Here is a 19,961-nt window from a genome sequence, read left to right on the forward strand (position 1 = left end):
TCTATTCTTAGCCTGTATTACGAAGTCCTCGTCGCAATACCTGCAATGGTTACCATCAATGCTTGATTGATAACTGGGCATAGTTCTTCGGCATTTTCACGTGAACGAGAAAGCAATTCCGCCTGTAACATGTTTAATGGATCAACATAAGGGTTACGTAATGAAATCGATTCTTTAATCCATGGCTGTTGTTGCATTAGGTTATGGTCAGGGATTGTTTCCAGTACCATTTCACGTGTTAGTTTTAAATTATCACGTAAGCGTTGGCCAAGTGGCCATAGCTCTTTAGGAACAAGACGCTCTTCATAGAATTTTGTTAACTCTTCATCAGCTTTTAAGAACACCATTTCAAACATTTCTAAACGTGTATGGAAGAAAGGCCAATTACAATACATTTCTTGTAATAGATCTTTTTTACCTTCATCTAATAATGTTTTTAAAGAAGTACCAGCACCTAGCCAAACAGGTAACATTAGGCGGTTTTGACTCCAAGCAAATATCCATGGGATTGCACGCAGACTTTCTACGCCACCATTTGGTTTACGTTTTGATGGACGACTACCTAGGGCTAGTTTACCGAGTTCTAGCTCAGGTGTTACGCTACGGAAATAGGGTACAAAGTCAGGCTCTTCGCGTAGGAAGTGACGATATTCTTGACAAGACTGTTCAGAAAATTGATCCATCAAATCACGCCACTCTTGTTTCGGTGCTGGTGGCGGTAACAAGTTAGCTTCTAAAATAGCGGCGGTATAAATACTTAAGCTTTGTACTGCTACTTTTGGTAAACCAAATTTAAAGCGGATCATCTCGCCCTGTTCAGTAACACGTAATCCGCCTTTTAATGAACCAGGAGGTTGCGATAATAGCGCTTGATGTGCAGGTGCACCACCACGACCAATTGTACCACCACGTCCATGGAACAAGACTAACTTAATGTCGTTTTCTTCACTAACTTTAACAAGACCTTCCTGTGCAAGGTATTGTCCCCAGTTTGCAACAATCACGCCGGCATCTTTAGCAGAGTCTGAGTAACCAATCATGACATGTTGTTCACCGTTAATATAACCACGGTACCAGTCAACAGCATATAAACGTTGCATTACTTCTTTTGCGTTATTTAAATCATCTAGCGTTTCAAAAAGTGGAGCAACAGGAATGCGGAATGGGCAACCTGCTTCTTTTAATAATAGTTGTACTGCTAATACATCTGATGCTTGGCGTGCCATTGAGATAATGTAAATACCCAATGCTTCTTTATCTGTTTCAGCTACGACTTTACAGGTGTCTAATACTTCTTGTACATCTGCAGAAGGCTCCCAGTTAGCTGGAATAAGAGGGCGTTTACTATTTAGCTCTTGTAATAAAAAGGCTTGTTTATCCGCTTCACTCCAAGCGTTGTAATCACCCATGCCTAAATAAAGGGTTAATTCTGAAAGAGCATTCCCATGACGTTCACCATCTTGACGAATATCTAGTTTAACTAAGCTAATGCCAAAACAAGCTACACGACGTAAAATATCGAGAATTAAACCATTTGCAATAGAGTGCATTCCACAGGCTTTTAATGACTGGTAACACAACTCAAGCTGCTCTTTTAATTGCTCAGTGCGAGTAATGATATCCTGTGCATCACTTTTTTGATTTTGTAGTGTTGCACTAAGTGATGTAAGTGTCTCTTTTAATTCCATGCGTAATTTACGAAGAATTGCGCGATAAGGTTCATCGGCATCACCTACAATTGCACGTAAACTTTCATCGCAACTACTCATTGATAGTTCTTCAGTTAATTGTTTAATATCCTGTAGATATAAACTAACTGCCATCCAACGACTGGTTAATAGCACTTCTTGAGTTACTTTTGCGGTAACAAAAGGGTTACCGTCTCGGTCTCCCCCCATCCAAGAAGTAAATTTAATAGGTGAAGCGTCGGCTGGTAATGATAAACCTAATCCGGCTTGTAGTTTTGCATCTAACTCACGCACATAAAGTGGAACAGCTTCCCATAGGCTATTTTCAATAACACCAAAGCCCCATTTAGCTTCATCAACAGGTGTCGGGCGATGTTTACGAATATCGTTAGTATGCCAAGCTTGAGTAATTAATTGCTCAAGGCGGTCTAATAATTGATCACGTTCTTTATCAGAAATGTCAGAAATCTCTAATAGGGTTAAACATTCGTTAATCGCAGTATATTTATGAATCAGAGTACGACGTGTAATTTCAGTTGGATGTGCGGTTAATACCATATCCATTGATAATTCATTAATCGTTTGTTGCATGCTCTCTCTAGAGACATCTGAGTTTTTAAGTTTGGCAATTAATTGTTGCATCGGATCTGGCGCACAAACACCAGAATCACAATGGCGAGAGATCCCATGAAATTGTTCAGCAATATTGGCAAGATTTAAAAAATGAGTGAAGGCACGAGCAACAGGTACTAATTCATCATCAGAAAGATTGGTTAAAACAGTTACTAAGGTTTCTCCATCTTTTTCATTACCTGCTCGGGATGCTTTAGAAAGCTGGCGAATTGACTCAATTTTATCAAGGAACTCCTCACCTAAATGGTCGCCGATACTTTTACCTAATAATTGACCTAATAAACTCACATTTCCACGCAAGTTTGCATATTGCTCTGTCATAAAAAACCTCTGTAATCTGTAATTAAAGTACATTTAAACTTGTAATAGCATAATAAATTACCATAAAAGCACTAACAGTCAATCATGGCTCACGCTTTAACCGTAAAATTAAGCATTTATATGTGTAATTAAATTACACAATAGCGTTGGATCAATTTATTGATGACTTCCTGTGTTGGTTTAACAAAAGATAAATCTAAATACTCGTTGGGTTGATGTGCCTGAGCAATATGACCAGGGCCTAACACGATAGTGTCGCAACCAAGTTGTTCAATAAAAGGCGCTTCCGTACAATAATTAGCGCTTTGAGCTGTATTCCCCGTATAAATTTCAGCTTGTTTAATCAAATCTGAATGCTCTGGGCATTGATATGAAGGAATAGGCTCATGGAGATGATAGATATCAACACTTTTGGGATAGCGCTTTTCGATTTCAGACAAGGCATCTTTAACAGTGACAAACAATTCATTGGTGCTAATGCCAGGTATAGGGCGCATATCGATATGTAAATCACAACATCCACAAATACGATTTGGGCTATCGCCACCGTTAATAGCACCAAAATTTAAGGTCGGGTAAGGCACTGCAAAATGCTGGCTATTATATTTTTCTTTGAAAGTTTGTTGTACTTTCTTTAGTTCGCCAATGACTAAATGCATAATTTCAATGGCGTTTAAGCCTTTGTCTGGGTCGGAACTATGGCCACTGTGACCAGTAATACGAATACCTTCAGACATATGACCTTTATGCATCACCACAGGAACCATTCCCGTTGGTTCTCCAATAATGGCGTAATCAGGTTTAATGGATTTTTGCGAAGCTATTGCCTGTGCCCCAGACATAGTGGTTTCTTCATCGGCAGTGGCTAAAATACGTAGAGGTTTATTAAGTTTACTTAAATCTAAGCCTTTTAAGACTTCGATAACAAAAGCAAAAAAACCTTTCATATCGATAGTTCCAAGTCCATATAAACGGTTATCTTTTTCTACTACTTTAAAAGGGTCGGTTGCCCAAGCGCCTTCATCATAAGGTACCGTATCCGTATGTCCTGCTAATAATAGCCCACCATCGCCACTACCATAGGTTGAAATTAAATTAAATTTACCAGGAGCATTAGGTACTTCGGTTATTTCATTGCTAAAACCAAGCTCTTCTAACCAAGTTGCTAATTGATTGATAACTTTTATATTACTTTGATCCCATGAAGTGTCAGTTGAACTAATGGAGGGAAGTGCAATAAGATCTTTATATAAATTAATAAACGTAGGTAGTGCCATAGATAACCCTTTTAAATATGTAGCTAGAATGTGCAACAAATAAAGCTTATAAGTTTCAGTTTACGCGTTAGTAGCGAGCAATTAAACACAATCTTTATTTGCGACTAAGTAAGTTATTACTTGTACTCTATTGTGCTTATTAGCTCGGTTAATAAACGTTTAGAGAATCAGTTAGTCTTATCTGCTAAGTAACACTTTGAATATTAATGTTTAATTTGGAAATTACAAATTATTTTAATATTTATTCATAATTATTGCATAAATAATCACTTTTATTTAGAATGTCATTTCTAATGAGGCATTTCTTTTTGAAGTCATTTTTTTATAATAACGCCTTTACCACTCCATTAAATTTTTAACTATTTTCAACACAGGATTTTTTATGCTAAAAGCGATCATCGTTGGCGCAAGTGGATACACTGGTGCTGAGCTAGCACATTTTTTAACGCGTCATCCAGAGATTGAATTGGCTGGCTTATATGTTTCTGAAGGTAGTTTAGATAAAAACAAAAAATTATCTTCTTTATACGGCAACTTGCTTGGTGTTGTTGATATGCCTTTGTTACCACTTGGTAATAGTGGAATCAAACAAGCTTGTGAGGGCATTGATATTGTTATTCTTGCGACTGCACATGAAGTTAGCCATGATTTAGCGCCACTGTTTTTAGCTGAAAATACGGTTGTATTTGATTTGTCAGGGGCTTTTCGTGTTAAATCAGCAGGCTTTTACGAGAAGTTTTATGGATTTAGCCATCAATATCCAGAGTTACTAGAAAAAGCAGTTTATGGCTTAGCGGAATGGAATGCTGAAGCGGTTAAGAAAACTGATTTAATCGCCGTACCGGGTTGTTACACAACAGCCTCATTAACAGCATTAAAACCTTTAGCAGAGGCAGGGTTAATCAAAGAAGATTATAAACCAACCATTAATGCGACTAGTGGTGTAAGTGGCGCTGGGCGTAAAGCTAATATAGCAAGTAGTTTCTGTGAAGTGAGTTTACAGCCTTATGGTGTATTTACTCACCGTCATAAACCTGAAATCGATCAGCATTTAGGTCTACCTGTGGTCTTTACACCACATTTAGGTAGTTTTAAGCGTGGTATTTTAGCAAGTATTAATGTTGTTTTAAAAGCAGGAGTGAGTGCAGAGCAAGTTAATCAAGCTTATCAAAATGCCTATGCCGATAAACCGATTGTGCGTTTGATGGATGGCACAATGCCTGCCCTTAAAAATGTAGTCGGTACGCCTTACTGTGATTTAGGCTGGGCGGTTGAAGGTGAAGACTTAGTGGTCTTTAGTGCGATTGATAATTTGCTTAAAGGTGCTTCATCTCAAGCAATGCAATGTATCAATCTGCGCTTTGGTTTTGATATCACCACATCACTTTCATAAAAGAGCTGACAACATGAAACAACCTTTATTAATTAAATTAGGTGGTGCAGTGCTTGAAAATGAACAAGCGCTGAGTAATTTATTTACTGCTTTAACCACTTATTTAGCAAAAGAACAACGCCCATTGTTATTGGTACATGGTGGTGGTGTAATCGTGGAAGATGTTTTAAATAAGATGAGCATTAAAAGCGAAAAGAAAAATGGTCTGCGTATTACTCCGTTTGATCAAATAGGTTATGTTGCAGGTGCGTTAGCGGGAACATCTAACAAACTGTTAATGGCAAAAGCGCTACAGTCTGGTCTTTCGGCGGTGGGGTTATCTCTAGCCGATGGTTTTAGTTGTAAAGTGACACAGATGGATCCTGATCTCGGTGCTGTTGGTATTTGTTCAGCTAATGATCCTAAGTTGATTAATCATTTATTAGCTGGTGGATTTTTACCGGTGATATCATCTATCGCGATTGGTGATGATGCGCGTTTATATAATGTTAATGCTGACCAAGCGGCAATTGCCATTTGTGAGTTATTAAATGCAGAATTGGTTTTTCTATCTGATGTTGATGGTGTGTGGGATGCACAGAAAAACGTTATTCCTGAGTTAAATACACAATTAGCTGATACACTGATTGCTGAAAATGTTATTCAAGATGGCATGGCTGTCAAAGTTAAAGTCGCGTTACAAGCGACAGAGCAATTAGGTCAAGTTATGCTAGCCAGCTGGAAAAACCCAGAAAATTTAGTTTCATTATTAGCTGGAAAAGCAGTGGGAACAAAAGTCATAAAATAGGTACTAAATATGAAAGATTTATTAACGGGTTTTGAAATGACCCAGGAACAGGCATTAGCCCTGATTGCATTAGGTAAAGACTTAAAAGCAAACCCAGCAAAATATGCGCAAGCTTTAGCAGGTAAAAGTATTGTTACCTTATTTGAAAAGCAATCACTGCGTACACGTGTCACTTTTGATATTGGTATTCATAAGCTAGGTGGTCATGCTGTTTATTTGGACCAAACAAATGGTGCAATGGGTAGTCGTGAAGACGTAAAAGATTTTCTTGCTAATATTTCTCGCTGGGCTGATTGTATTGTAGCGAGAGTATATGATCACGAAACATTAGTTGAAATGCAGGAATATGCCACAGTACCTGTTATTAATTCGTTATGTGATTTATACCATCCGTGCCAAGCAATGGCTGATTTCATGACTATTTCACAGAACTATGATGACGTTTCTAAAGTGAAATTAGCTTATATTGGAGATGGTAATAACGTTACTCACTCTTTATTTATTGCAGGTGCAATTTTAGGGGCAACGGTAACGGCAGTTTGCCCAATCGGCCATAGCCCTGATGCGCAAATTATTCAGCAAGCGCAGGATATAGCGACTACAACAGGTGCTACTATCACGGTAACCAATTCGCTTGAAGATATTAAAGGTTATGATGTGGTTTATGGTGACACTTGGTTATCAATGGGCGATGATACACCTTTAGCAGAAATTAAAGCTAAATTGATGCCATACCAAATCAATCAAGAGCTTTTAGATATGACTGGTATCAAACATATTTTACATTGCCAACCTGCTCATCGAGGACTTGATATTACCTCGGAAGTGATGGATGGGCCTGCTTCATTGATTTTTGATCAAGCAGAAAATAGAATGCATATACAAAATGCAATAATGTTAACGTTAATTAACTAAACAATGTTGATCAAAGGAAAATAATCAATGAGTAAAGTAAAGAAAGTTGTTCTCGCTTATTCTGGTGGCTTAGACACATCTGCAATCATTCCATGGTTAAAAGAGACTTATGATGATTGTGAAATCGTCGCTTTTTGTGCCGATGTTGGTCAAGGTGAAGAAGAGTTAGTTGGTTTACATGAAAAAGCAATCGCCTCTGGTGCTTCTGAATGTCACATTGTTGATTTAAAAGAAGAGTTTGTTGCTGATTACATCTACCCAACTATGGCAACGGGTGCGGTATACGAAGGTACTTATTTATTAGGTACATCAATGGCACGTCCAATCATTGCCAAAGCGCAAGTTGAAGTTGCTCTTAAAGTTGGCGCTGATGCGGTATGTCATGGTTGTACTGGTAAAGGTAATGACCAAATCCGTTTTGAAAGTTGTTTTGCTTCTTTAGCACCGCGACTAAAAGTGATCGCACCTTGGCGTGAATGGGATATGGTTTCTCGTGAAGATCTACTTGATTACCTTGCTGAGCGTAATATTAAATCTGCGACCTCTGCTACTAAGATTTATTCTCGTGATGCAAATGCATGGCACATTTCGCACGAAGGTGGTGAATTAGAAGACCCATATAATGAGCCAAGTAAGGGTGTATGGACTTTAACAGTTGATCCACTTGATGCACCAAATGAGCCTGAATACGTTACTTTAAAAGTAGAAAATGCACGTGTTACTGAAGTTGATGGTGTTGCACTTTCTCCTTACGATGCATTAATGCTGTTAAATGACAAAGCTGCAGCGCATGGTGTTGGTCGTGTTGATATTACCGAAAACCGTACGGTTGGTATGAAGTCTCGAGGCTGTTATGAAACTCCTGGAGGTACTGTGATGGTCGGCGCATTACGTGGTATCGATGAACTAGTTCATGATAAACCATCTCGTCGCTGGCGTGATCAAGTGGGTCAAGAATTTGCTCACTTAGTTTATGACGGTCGTTGGTTTACTCCACTATGTGGTTCTTTACTAGTCGCATCTGAATCATTAGCAAAAGATGCTAATGGTGAAGTTGTTGTTCGTTTATACAAAGGGCAAGCTACAGCTGTTAAGAAACGTTCTCCAAATAGTCTTTACTCAGAAGAGTTTGCTACATTTGGTGATGATAATGTTTATGATCAAAAACATGCAGAAGGTTTTATTCGCCTTTACTCTTTATCAAGCCGTATCCGTACTTTGAATAAAAACAAATAAGCACGGTAGCTGATACACGTAATTCCTGCCTCGCTACTGCGTCGCAGGAATTTCTATTTTTATAACTTATTGATAATATTAAAAAATAAATTATAAAAATAGATTAACAAAAATATTAATACACTCTTCAGTTTAACATCCCTAGATATATATGAAGTTAGTTGAGTAGTGACACTAAACAGAAAGCAACGGAGTAATGTATGGCATTATGGGGCGGACGTTTTAGCCAAGCGGCAGACGTAAAATTTAAATTATTCAATGACTCATTACGGTTTGACTACCGCCTAGCTGAGCAAGATATTATTGGTTCTATTGCTTGGTCGAAAGCATTACAGAGCGTAAATATTTTAACTTCAGATGAGCAAGCTCGATTAGAAGAAGCATTGGATGCATTATTAGTCTCTGTTCAAGCTAATCCAAAACAAGTTTTACAATCAGATGCAGAAGATATCCATTCTTGGGTTGAGACACAATTAATTCAACGTGTTGGTGACTTAGGTAAAAAATTACACACTGGTCGTAGTCGTAACGATCAGGTAGCAACCGATTTAAAACTTTGGTGTAAGAAAACTGCCTTAGAGTTAATTGTTCACCTTGATAGCTTAGAAGCAAAACTTATTGAGCTCGCTCGTATTCACCAGTCTGTTGTTTTACCTGGTTACACTCATTTACAGCGTGCTCAACCTGTAACTTTTTCGCACTGGTGTCTAGCTTATTTAGAAATGCTAGAAAGAGATCATAGTCGTCTAGAAGGTTGTCTTGAGCGTTTAGACACTTGTCCATTAGGAAGTGGTGCACTTGCAGGTACTGGTTATCCAATGGATAGAACAGCACTAGCGCACTCTTTAGGCTTTAAACGTGCAACAAGAAATAGTTTAGATTCCGTTTCGGATCGTGACCACGTGGTTGAGTTGATGAGTTGTGCAACACTGTCGATGGTGCATTTATCACGTATGGCCGAAGACCTTATTTTTTACAACAGTGGTGAATCTGGTTTCATCGAAATGTCAGATCAAGTTACCTCTGGTTCTTCATTAATGCCACAAAAGAAAAATCCTGATGCAATGGAACTTATTCGTGGTAAATCAGGACGTGTATTTGGCTCTTTAGCAGGTATGTTAATGACCCTTAAAGCTTTACCGCTAGCCTACAACAAAGATATGCAAGAAGATAAAGAAGGTCTTTTTGATGCATTAGATACCTGGGGCGATTGCTTAGAGATGGCATCAATGGCGTTGACCGATCTGAAAGTAAATGAACAACGTACTAAAGAAGGCGCACAAGGTGGTTATTCAAACGCAACAGAAACTTGCCGATTACCTTGTTGCGAAAGGGATCCCATTCCGCGAGGCACATCATATTGTTGGTGTCGCAGTTGTATTTGCAATTGAAAAAGGCATTCCATTAGAAGAGTTGACGGTTGAGGAATTTAAACAATTCTCAGATGTAATAGAAGATGATGTTTACCCGACCTTAACACTTGAAGCAACACTTGGCGCACGTAAAGCACTTGGTGGTGTCGCACCTGAACAAATTGAATTTGCATTAACAGAAGCAGAAGTTCGCCTCGCAAATCGTGATACATCCGGAATTGTAATAAGACCTGCTCGTTTAACTGATATTGATCGCATTCAATCAATGGTCAATCATTGGGCAGATAAAGGCGAAAACTTACAAAGAGATAATGCTGATTTAGCAAATTCTGTCGATGAGTTTACTGTCGCGGAAATAGACGGGAAAGTGACTGCCTGTGCATCAGTACATATTTATGACACAGGTTTAGCTGAAATTCGTTCAGTAGCAGTAGAGCCTGGTTTCGAAGGACGAGGTCAAGGCAGTGCATTAGTTAACTTATTACTTAAACGTTTAGAAAAAGAAGAAATTAAACGTTTATTTGTTTTGACACGTATGCCTGACTTTTATATGAAGCTTGGTTTCAGTCCAGAAAGTAAGAGTACGATGCCTGAAAAAGTACTGAAGGATTGTGCGATGTTTGTGAGTGAACATGCCAGTGATGAAAAAGCATTAGAATTAAATTATAAAACGAGCATGTTATTGCATAAAGAGATGTAACTCGTAAAAACTTTAAGGCTTGTATACCCGTTACCATTCAAGATGCAAAGTTCAGCAAGTTGTGAGGTGAGTAGATTCTAGGCAGAAAGTTGAAGATCTAACTAGTTAAATCAAAACTTTCTAACAACGAAGATACTTGCCTCAAAACTTGCCCTGCGGGTCGCTAGCTCGAAAAGCAATTCATCGTTGCAACATTTGATAAGGGCTAGCCATTGTCATCATGTTGCGCCTTGTCTTGCAGTCCGAGCTATCGACTGAACAAAGCATCTTGATTGGTAACGGGTATATATTAGAAACAAGCCTTTTTTTGACCAAGCTAATTAGTTTCTTCTAAGTATTCATTTTTCAAATTAACATAGTGTGTCGCAGAGCGTTTCAAAAAAGCGAATTCCTTCTTAGTTAATTCTCTTGCTTGTTTAACGGGAGAACCAACATACAAATAACCGGATTTAAGTACCTTATTAGGTGGCACTAATGATCCAGTTTGCTAATATAATATCATCTTCAATTTTGGCGTTATCTAGCACAATAGCTCCCATCCCAATTAAAACACGAGAGCCAATTTGACATGCATGTAACATTGCTTTGTGTCCGACAGTAACATCTTCTCCAATATTTAATGAATAACCATCAACGCTAGCTTCACCCTTTCGCGCAACATGTAATACAGAACCATCTTGAATATTAGTTCTTTTACCTACTTTTATATTATTAACATCACCACGTAAAACACACATTGGCCAAATGCTCACATCATCAGCAAGTTCAACATCACCTATAATTGAAGAAAAAGGGTCAATATAAACATTATTAGCAACCTTTGGGGAAATACCTTTATATGTACGTAAGATAGGAAACATAATTTGCCTTAAACTAAGTAATTAAAAAATCACTATACGATAAAAAATTGTGTGTAACAAAGAAAAATCTGTGGATAACTTGTGGCTAAATTAGGTATAAAAAATTAAATTAAAAATAACCGCTTTTTCTTTAAAAAAGCCTTGCCAATGTAAACCCAGTCCCTATAATGCGACCCCACAGACACGGCGACTAACGAAAGTTACTCACTAAGTCTAGAGCCAACAAATGCTTAGCATTTGAGTCAAAAAATTAAATGATTTAATTTGTTGACAAGGTTCAAGGTTAGCGTATTATACGCACCTCGCCGAAAGGCACGCTCTTTAACAATTTAATCAAACAATCTGTGTGAGCATTGATAGTAGATTTCAAAATAGTCCTTCGGGACAAAAAGAATCAATATCAATGACACACGAATTAATTCATTAATTCAGAATAACATTGTACTTCGGTACATAGTTTTAGTCAGTAATATTGAGTCAGGTTGCCTTCTTCTTCGAAGAAAACAACCACATTAAACTTTAAATTGAAGAGTTTGATCATGGCTCAGATTGAACGCTGGCGGCAGGCTTAACACATGCAAGTCGAACGGTAACAGGAATAGCTTGCTATTCGCTGACGAGTGGCGGACGGGTGAGTAATGCTTGGGAACATGCCTTTACGTGGGGGACAACAGTTGGAAACGACTGCTAATACCGCATAATGTCTTCGGACCAAAGCAGGGGACCTTCGGGCCTTGCGCGTAAAGAGTGGCCCAAGTGGGATTAGCTAGTTGGTAAGGTAATGGCTTACCAAGGCAACGATCCCTAGTTGGTCTTAGAGGATGACCAGCCACACTGGAACTGAGACACGGTCCAGACTCCTACGGGAGGCGACAGTGGGGAATATTGCACAATGGGGGAAACCCTGATGCGGCCATGCTCGCGTGTGTGAAGAAGGCTTTCGGGTTGTAAAGCACTTTCAGTGGGGAGGAAAGGGTATTAGTTAATAACTGATATCTGTGACGTTACCCACAGAAGAAGCACCGGCTAACTCCGTGCCAGCGTACGCGGTAATACGGAGGGTGCGAGCGTTAATCGGAATTACTGGGCGTAAAGCGCGCGTAGGTGGTTAATTAAGTCAGATGTGAAAGCCCCGGGCTCAACCTGGGAACGGCATTTGAAACTGGTTAACTAGAGTTTTGTAGAGGGTGGTAGAATTTCAGGTGTAGCGGTGAAATGCGTAGAGATCTGAAGGAATACCAGTGGCGAAGGCGGCCACCTGGACAAAGACTGACACTGAGGCGCGAAGGCGTGGGGAGCAAACGGGATTAGATACCCCGGTAGTCCACGCAGTAAACGATGTCTATTAGAAGTTTGTGGCTATATGCCGTGGGTTTCAAAGCTAACGCATTAAATAGACCGCCTGGGGAGTACGGTCGCAAGGTTAAAACTCAAATGAATTGACGGGGGCCCGCACAAGCGGTGGAGCATGTGGTTTAATTCGATGCAACGCGAAGAACCTTACCATCCCTTGACATCCAGAGAATCACCAAGAGATTGATGAGTGCCTTCGGGAACTCTGAGACAGGTCGTTGCATGGCTGTCGTCAGCTCGTGTTGTGAAATGTTGGGTTAAGTCCCGCAACGAGCGCAACCCTTATCCTTACTTGCCAGCGGGTTATGCCGGGAACTTTAGGGAGACTGCCGGTGATAAACCGGAGGAAGGTGGGGACGACGTCAAGTCATCATGGCCCTTACGGGATGGGCTACACACGTGCTACAATGGCAAATACAAAGGGTTGCTAACCTGCGAGGGTATGCGAATCTCATAAAGTTTGTCGTAGTCCGGATCGGAGTCTGCAACTCGACTCCGTGAAGTTGGAATCGCTAGTAATCGTGGATCAGAATGCCACGGTGAATACGTTCCCGGGCCTTGTACACACCGCCCGTCACACCATGGGAGTGGGTCGCACCAGAAGTCATTAGCTTAACCTTTCGGGGATGGCGATGACCACGGTGTGGTTCATGACTGGGGTGAAGTCGTAACAAGGTAGCCCTAGGGGAACCTGGGGCTGGATCACCTCCTTACGTAAAGAAACTGCTATTAGTGCCCACACAGATTGTTTGATTAGAATGATAAAGAGAATAGATAGACCTTTTATTGGGTCTGTAGCTCAGTTGGTTAGAGCGCACCCCTGATAAGGGTGAGGTCGGCAGTTCAAATCTGCCCAGACCCACCAAAATCGCACTATTACTGCGTTATAAAGCTCGTCGTTTAGTGAACTAAACGTCCTCACTTTATGCCTTGTCCTAGTACGATTTGGTACTGAATAAAAACTATCTAAACCACCATGTTGGGGCTATAGCTCAGCTGGGAGAGCGCCTGCCTTGCACGCAGGAGGTCTGCGGTTCGATCCCGCATAGCTCCACCACTTCATTGAAGTGACCTAACATGAGACAGAAGCCTTATATAAGTATCACTACTTACATAAGGCTTTTTTTAGCGAAAAAGCCTGCTCTTTAACAATTAGGAAAGCTGATAAAGTTCTTATTTATCACACAATAACAATGACACTTTAGTGTTGATTGGTGTGGTAAATATAAACGAAATTTTACGTTTCATTTATGAAATGTAAATTGTTCTCAATTATTAAAACTTAGGTTTTAGTAATTGTAATCAAGCAAAATAAATAGTTCTTTTTTCACGTAGTGAAATGAGAACAGTACGTATCTACGAGTTAGTAATTTATTATTGATTCTAGGTGCACGAAAAACGAATGTGTTTTTCATAGTAAAATATGAGGATCGCAAGCGTCTTGGAAACAACATACAGACAATAAGTTTTTTTAAAATTCTTAGAATTTGTATGGTTAAGTGAATAAGCGTGCACGGTGGATGCCTAGGCAATTAGAGGCGATGAAGGACGTGGTAATCTGCGATAAGTCCAGGGGAGTTGATAACAAGCGTTATATCCTGGAATCTCCGAATGGGGCAACCCGGCACTTAGTGTCATCTGTATGTGAATACATAGCATATGGAAGCGAACGAGGGGAACTGAAACATCTAAGTACCCTTAGGAAAAGAAATCAACCGAGATCCCGAAAGTAGCGGCGAGCGAAATCGGGCCAGCCCTTAAGCTAGATAAAAGTTAGTGGAATGCTCTGGAAAGTGCAACGGTACAAGGTGATAGTCCTGTACACAAAAACTTCTACTTAGTGAAAACGAGTAGGTCGGGACACGAGAAATCCTGACTGAATATGGGGGGACCATCCTCCAAGGCTAAATACTCCTAATTGACCGATAGTGAACCAGTACCGTGAGGGAAAGGCGAAAAGAACCCCTGTGAGGGGAGTGAAATAGAACCTGAAACCGTGTACGTACAAGCAGTAGGAGCCGACTTAGTTCGGTGACTGCGTACCTTTTGTATAATGGGTCAACGACTTAATTTCAGTAGCAAGGTTAACCATTTAGGGGAGCCGTAGGGAAACCGAGTCTTAACTGGGCGAATAGTTGCTGGGATTAGACCCGAAACTTGGTGATCTAGCCATGAGCAGGTTGAAGGTTGAGTAACATCAACTGGAGGACCGAACCCACTAATGTTGAAAAATTAGGGGATGACTTGTGGCTGGGGGTGAAAGGCCAATCAAACCAAGAGATAGCTGGTTCTCCTCGAAAGCTATTTAGGTAGCGCCTCATGTATCACTGTTGGGGGTAGAGCACTGTTTAGGCTAGGGGGTCATCCCGACTTACCAACCCTATGCAAACTCCGAATACCAACAAGTGCAATCATGGGAGACACACGGCGGGTGCTAACGTCCGTCGTGGAAAGGGAAACAACCCAGACCGCCAGCTAAGGTCCCAAAGTATATGTTAAGTGGGAAACGATGTGGAAAGGCTTAGACAGCTAGGATGTTGGCTTAGAAGCGACCATCATTTAAAGAAAGCGTAATAGCTCACTAGTCGAGTCGGTCTGCGCGGAAGATTTAACGGGGCTAAACATATCACCGAAGCCGCGGACGCATATTTATATGCGTGGTAGAGGAGCGTTCTGTAAGCCGTTGAAGGGAAAGGTGTAAACCATCCTGGAGGTATCAGAAGTGCGAATGTTGACATGAGTAACGATAAGGGAGGTGAAAAACCTCCCCGCCGGAAGACCAAGGGTTCCTGTCCAACGTTAATCGGGGCAGGGTGAGTCGACCCCTAAGGCGAGGCCGAAAGGCGTAGTCGATGGGAAACGGGTTAATATTCCCGTACCCTTTATTATTGCGATGGGAGGACGGAGAAGGCTAGGTGGGCCTGGCGATGGTTGTCCAGGTTCAAGTGTGTAGGTAGGTGACTTAGGTAAATCCGGGTCACTATATACTGAGACACGATGTCGAGGCACTAAGGTGCTGAAGTCATCGATGCCATACTTCCAGGAAAAGTCTCTAAGCTTCAGATAATAAAGGATCGTACCCCAAACCGACACAGGTGGTCAGGTAGAGAATACCAAGGCGCTTGAGAGAACTCGGGTAAAGGAACTAGGCAAAATGGTACCGTAACTTCGGGAGAAGGTACGCCTTTGACGGTGATGAGACTTGCTCTTTAAGCTGTTAGAGGCCGAAGATACCAGATGGTCGCAACTGTTTATTAAAAACACAGCACTGTGCTAAATCGCAAGATGACGTATACGGTGTGACGCCTGCCCGGTGCCGGAAGGTTAATTGATGGGGTTAGACTTATGTCGAAGCTCTTGATCGAAGCCCCGGTAAACGGCGGCCGTAACTATAACGGTCCTAAGGTAGCGAAATTCCTTGTCGGGTAAGTTCCGACCTGCACGAATGGCGTAATGATGGCCATGCTGTCTCTACCCGAGACTCAGTGAAGTTGAAATCGCAGTGAAGATGCTGTGTACCCGCGACTAGACGGAAAGACCCCGTGAACCTTTACTACAGCTTAGCAGTGAACTTAGAGCCTACATGTGTAGGATAGGTGGGAGGCATTGAAGACAGGTCGCTAGATTTGTTGGAGCCAACCTTGAAATACCACCCTTGTATGTTTTGAGTTCTAACCATGGCCCCTGAATCGGGGTTTGGGACACTGTTTGGTGGGTAGTTTGACTGGGGCGGTCTCCTCCCAAAGCGTAACGGAGGAGTACGAAGGTTGGCTAATCACGGTCGGACATCGTGAGGTTAGTACAATGGTATAAGCCAGCTTAACTGCGAGACAGACACGTCGAGCAGGTACGAAAGTAGGTCATAGTGATCCGGTGGTTCTGAATGGAAGGGCCATCGCTCAACGGATAAAAGGTACTCCGGGGATAACAGGCTGATACCGCCCAAGAGTTCATATCGACGGCGGTGTTTGGCACCTCGATGTCGGCTCATCACATCCTGGGGCTGAAGTCGGTCCCAAGGGTATGGCTGTTCGCCATTTAAAGTGGTACGCGAGCTGGGTTTAGAACGTCGTGAGACAGTTCGGTCCCTATCTGCCGTGGGCGTTTGAGAATTGAGAGGAGCCGCTCCTAGTACGAGAGGACCGGAGTGGACGAACCGCTGGTGTTCGGGTTGTCATGCCAATGGCATTGCCCGGTAGCTACGTTCGGAATCGATAACCGCTGAAAGCATCTAAGCGGGAAGCGAGCCTCAAGATGAGTTCTCACTGGAGATTTAATCTCCCTAAAGGGCCGTTGGAGACTACAACGTTGATAGGCAAGGTGTGTAAGTGCGGTAACGTATTGAGCTAACTTGTACTAATTACCCGTGAGGCTTAACCATACAAACTCTAAGCATTTTGAGTGTTAGAGATTGTTCCAAGAAATGATGATAAATCATCAATAAAAATACGTTTGTGATAAACATATTTTACTAAGATATTCGCAGATTTAAAAAGAACAAAAAACAGCTTTCTTAATTAAGTTTTTGCTTGGCGACAATAGCACTGTGGTCCCACCTGATCCCATTCCGAACTCAGAAGTGAAACGCAGTTGCGCCGATGGTAGTGTGGGGTTTCCCCATGTGAGAGTAGGTCATCGCCAAGCGCCTAATACGAACAATCCCTGTTGACTTTGTCAGCAGGGATTTTTTCGTTTTAGAGTTTTAGTGCGAGGACCTACGTAGAGAGTAGGGCGAGTATCGCGACAGCGATTTGTCACGAGCGGAGGAGCTCTGCGACGACTGTCCATCGCCAAGCGCTTATTACCGATAAACCCCATCCTTCGAAAGAAGGGTGGGGTTTATCTGTATTACGTCTTCTGAATTGACCTGCTCTCTCATGGGGAAGGTAGATAGCCTGCCGTAGGCAGAATCAAAACATGTGATAGTAGGGTGAGTTTGCCGACAGGCAAGGCTCACTAGCGGAGGAACTCAGCGACGACTTTCCATCTCCAAGCGCCCAATTAAAAAAACAATAGGTCTTTTAATATCTGTTTTTTTTGGTTATTAAGCCATTTGAATTAACCTACACAGTCATAGGAAAGGTAATAGCCTGCCGATGTATGATATCAATTACGTTAAAGATGTGATCTAATACCAAACGAATTTAATTAATGATCAGATTTGTCCAGCTTCTTTTACAAAGGGATTTAACGTATTCAACCTGATGCCTGAACTTATTCCAGGCATTACTAACCTGCTCAACAATGTGTTCATAATTATTGTACGTAAAATTTTCTAAATCATGAGATCTTAAACTAGCCCAAACTTGTTCAATAGGATTGAGTTCAGGTGAATAAGGTTGAAGGTGTATTATTGATAAGTTTTTGAAGCGGTGCATTAGTTTATTGGAATGCCAACTTGCACAATCCATTACAACAAGAGCATGCCTTCCTGCTGGTGTTGCATCTGATATTTGTTGTAGATGTTTTTCCATCATATCAATACTCAGAATTGGACTGATTAGTGCTTCGGTTTGCCCTGTTGCCGGACAGACTGCACCGTAAATATGTGCAGAAATAAATTGTTGTTGCCTTACAACTCGAGGTCTAGTTCCCTTCTGGGCCCATACTTTTGTTGTTGTATTTTGCTGACCAAACCTTGCTTCATCTTGAAACCAAACATCTACTTTATCTAAGGCTACATGGCCTGGAATTATGATGATCGATTCAATTAAGAATTTTTTTAAAAGCTTCCTGAGCCACTAAGGCTTGCTTAGGTGCTTCGAGCGGGACGTGATCCAAACAATTTCTAATTGCTTCATTAAACGATAAATATTTCTTATTTCATAAGATACCCCGAAAGTATCAGAGATATATTTCTGAATATCTTTCCCCATTAATCGGCCTCCTTGCTCTTTAACAGCATGGGTTACAACATACTTTTTCAACTGTTTTTTTTGCTGGTCAGTTAATCTAGAGGGTTGGCCCGTTGCTAATTTTAATGCAAGTGCATCAAAGCCACCGGAGAGATAATTTTTTATCCATTCATTAACGAGGCGGCATGACTAACATTTAATATTTTTGCAATCTGAGTTCTAGAGTGACCTTCATGGAATTTTTGTACAGCTAAATATCGTAGTTTAAGGCTTGCGTTATTTGTATATGGGATGGTTATTTTAGTTTTATCCATCATATGCAGTCCGATTAATTGATGATTTATTAATAGTACCACATTAGATCACCAATTAAATTCGTTTGGTATAATGTTCAGACATGATAAGCGTCACGACTTTTCTGCACTTATCAATGCGACATCTAATGCGCGAATTCGAATTCGAATTAAATTACTTGTTGTTTCCCATTTTATTTAGGGAAAAGTAGAACTGAAGTTGCCAGCTTCTTTAAAGTAAGTAGAAGAAGTGTAAACATTTGGATTAGTGAAGGAATGTGGGAGCATTTAATGCTCATATCAAAAGCGACACCGGGAGGTAAGTACTCGGTGGTCATAATGGATCAAGCTAGTTGGCACCAAGGTTATCTAGCCGATTAATTCAGCAATTTAACTATTATACCTATTTCCCCTTATTCACCCGAGCTAAATACCATTGAGCAAGTTTGGTGGTGGATAAGAGAAAAGAATTAGCAACAGATGTTTTGAAAACTATAACGACATTGTGGAAAAGTGTTGTAAGGCTTGCAATAGATTATGTAAAGGCACGAGTAGAGTTATATCACTGTGCTATAGCGACTGGACTAATTTAGAAACTTAATTTACGGAATTGGTATAATAGTAAGTTTATCGAAATATTCGTCAATATTTTCGCTATGCCACTCGGCTCAATCCATGATGATGCTGACCTCATGTCTATGAATTAGAGTTGCCTTTGATATCTATTGCTTATCTATCTTCATAATTTCTTTATTATAATAGAACAATTATCAGCTGTAGCTAACGTTTCTGTAGTTTGGAATACTTAAAGCGGTATTATTTGTATAGCCTAAGTTATAGAACTGAAAAGTATTTTATTGTTTTTTGAGTTTTTTAAATACCTAGCTGTTTAATACACCAATATCACTAATATAAAGATTTCGGATAAAAATCTTTATATTAATTTAATACTTTTCAGTATTTAATAAAATATCTTTGCTGTAACAGTTCTCGGACAAACAAAAGATTACTGAACTAATTTGATCGATATGACATCAGGTTAAATAATTAAACAAATTTTTTAATCATATTATTAATACCGAAAGTTTAAAAAAGAAAATAATAGTTTATAAAGCAACCTTATTGTTCGTTAAATAAGCCAACGAATATTAAATGCAAATAAAAGCTTGCCAATGTGATCTCAATCCCTATAATGCGCATCCACAGACAATGACTGACGTAAGTTTTTAATCGTCTGGAGCCAGCAAATTCATTGAGTTTGCAACTACATTTAAGTT

The 19,961-nt window shown here is 40.5% G+C and carries 5 protein-coding genes, 2 tRNA genes, 3 rRNA genes and 4 pseudogenes; 10 read left to right on the top strand and 4 right to left on the bottom strand.

The window, feature by feature from the left end; translation table 11 throughout:
* Nucleotides 1-7: 7 nt before the first annotated feature.
* Nucleotides 8-2,642, bottom strand: a pseudogene (gene ppc / locus ACLKMH_RS04410) (phosphoenolpyruvate carboxylase).
* Between the two features lie 128 nt (nucleotides 2,643-2,770).
* Complete coding sequence (gene argE, locus ACLKMH_RS04415) at nucleotides 2,771-3,919, bottom strand: acetylornithine deacetylase (RefSeq protein WP_413701022.1); 1,149 nt, start codon at nucleotides 3,917-3,919, stop codon at nucleotides 2,771-2,773.
* A gap of 382 nt (nucleotides 3,920-4,301) precedes the next feature.
* Here argE and argC point away from each other — a divergent pair, with 382 nt between their 5' ends.
* The 5 genes and pseudogenes from argC to argH all read left to right on the top strand — a co-directional run bounded on the left by argC (nucleotide 4,302) and on the right by argH (nucleotide 10,323).
* Entirely contained in the window at nucleotides 4,302-5,312 is a 1,011-nt protein-coding gene (argC, locus tag ACLKMH_RS04420; RefSeq protein WP_413701023.1) for an N-acetyl-gamma-glutamyl-phosphate reductase, read from the top strand.
* 13 nt (nucleotides 5,313-5,325) lie between these two features.
* Nucleotides 5,326-6,099, top strand: a complete 774-nt coding sequence (gene argB, locus ACLKMH_RS04425; protein ID WP_413701024.1) for an acetylglutamate kinase — start codon at nucleotides 5,326-5,328, stop codon at nucleotides 6,097-6,099.
* A 9-nt stretch (nucleotides 6,100-6,108) separates the two neighbouring features.
* On the top strand, nucleotides 6,109-7,014 hold the full coding sequence (locus tag ACLKMH_RS04430) for an ornithine carbamoyltransferase (RefSeq protein WP_413701025.1): 906 nt from the start codon (nucleotides 6,109-6,111) through the stop codon (nucleotides 7,012-7,014).
* A gap of 27 nt (nucleotides 7,015-7,041) precedes the next feature.
* Nucleotides 7,042-8,250, top strand: a complete 1,209-nt coding sequence (locus tag ACLKMH_RS04435) for an argininosuccinate synthase (RefSeq protein WP_413701026.1) — start codon at nucleotides 7,042-7,044, stop codon at nucleotides 8,248-8,250.
* Between the two features lie 200 nt (nucleotides 8,251-8,450).
* Nucleotides 8,451-10,323 (top strand): annotated as a pseudogene (gene argH, locus ACLKMH_RS04440) (argininosuccinate lyase).
* Between the two features lie 316 nt (nucleotides 10,324-10,639).
* Here argH and ACLKMH_RS04445 read toward each other — a convergent pair.
* Nucleotides 10,640-11,183 (bottom strand): annotated as a pseudogene (locus ACLKMH_RS04445) (gamma carbonic anhydrase family protein).
* Nucleotides 11,184-11,704: 521 nt separating this feature from the next.
* On the opposite strand from ACLKMH_RS04445, the gene ACLKMH_RS04450 reads away from it, so the two are divergent.
* The 5 genes from ACLKMH_RS04450 to rrf all read left to right on the top strand — a co-directional run bounded on the left by ACLKMH_RS04450 (nucleotide 11,705) and on the right by rrf (nucleotide 17,180).
* A 16S ribosomal RNA gene (locus tag ACLKMH_RS04450) occupies nucleotides 11,705-13,249 on the top strand.
* A gap of 75 nt (nucleotides 13,250-13,324) precedes the next feature.
* A tRNA-Ile gene (locus ACLKMH_RS04455) sits at nucleotides 13,325-13,401 on the top strand.
* 116 nt (nucleotides 13,402-13,517) lie between these two features.
* Nucleotides 13,518-13,593, top strand: a tRNA-Ala gene (locus ACLKMH_RS04460).
* A gap of 436 nt (nucleotides 13,594-14,029) precedes the next feature.
* A 23S ribosomal RNA gene (locus ACLKMH_RS04465) occupies nucleotides 14,030-16,917 on the top strand.
* Between the two features lie 147 nt (nucleotides 16,918-17,064).
* A 5S ribosomal RNA gene (gene rrf / locus ACLKMH_RS04470) occupies nucleotides 17,065-17,180 on the top strand.
* Together the 16S, 23S and 5S rRNA genes with 2 tRNA genes alongside form the textbook arrangement of a ribosomal RNA operon.
* Before the next feature lie 500 nt (nucleotides 17,181-17,680).
* Here rrf and ACLKMH_RS04475 read toward each other — a convergent pair.
* A pseudogene (locus ACLKMH_RS04475) lies at nucleotides 17,681-18,708 on the bottom strand (IS630 family transposase).
* Nucleotides 18,709-19,961: the final 1,253 nt, after the last annotated feature.

This window comes from Psychromonas sp. KJ10-10 (assembly GCF_047323245.1).
GTDB lineage: Bacteria > Pseudomonadota > Gammaproteobacteria > Enterobacterales > Psychromonadaceae > Psychromonas.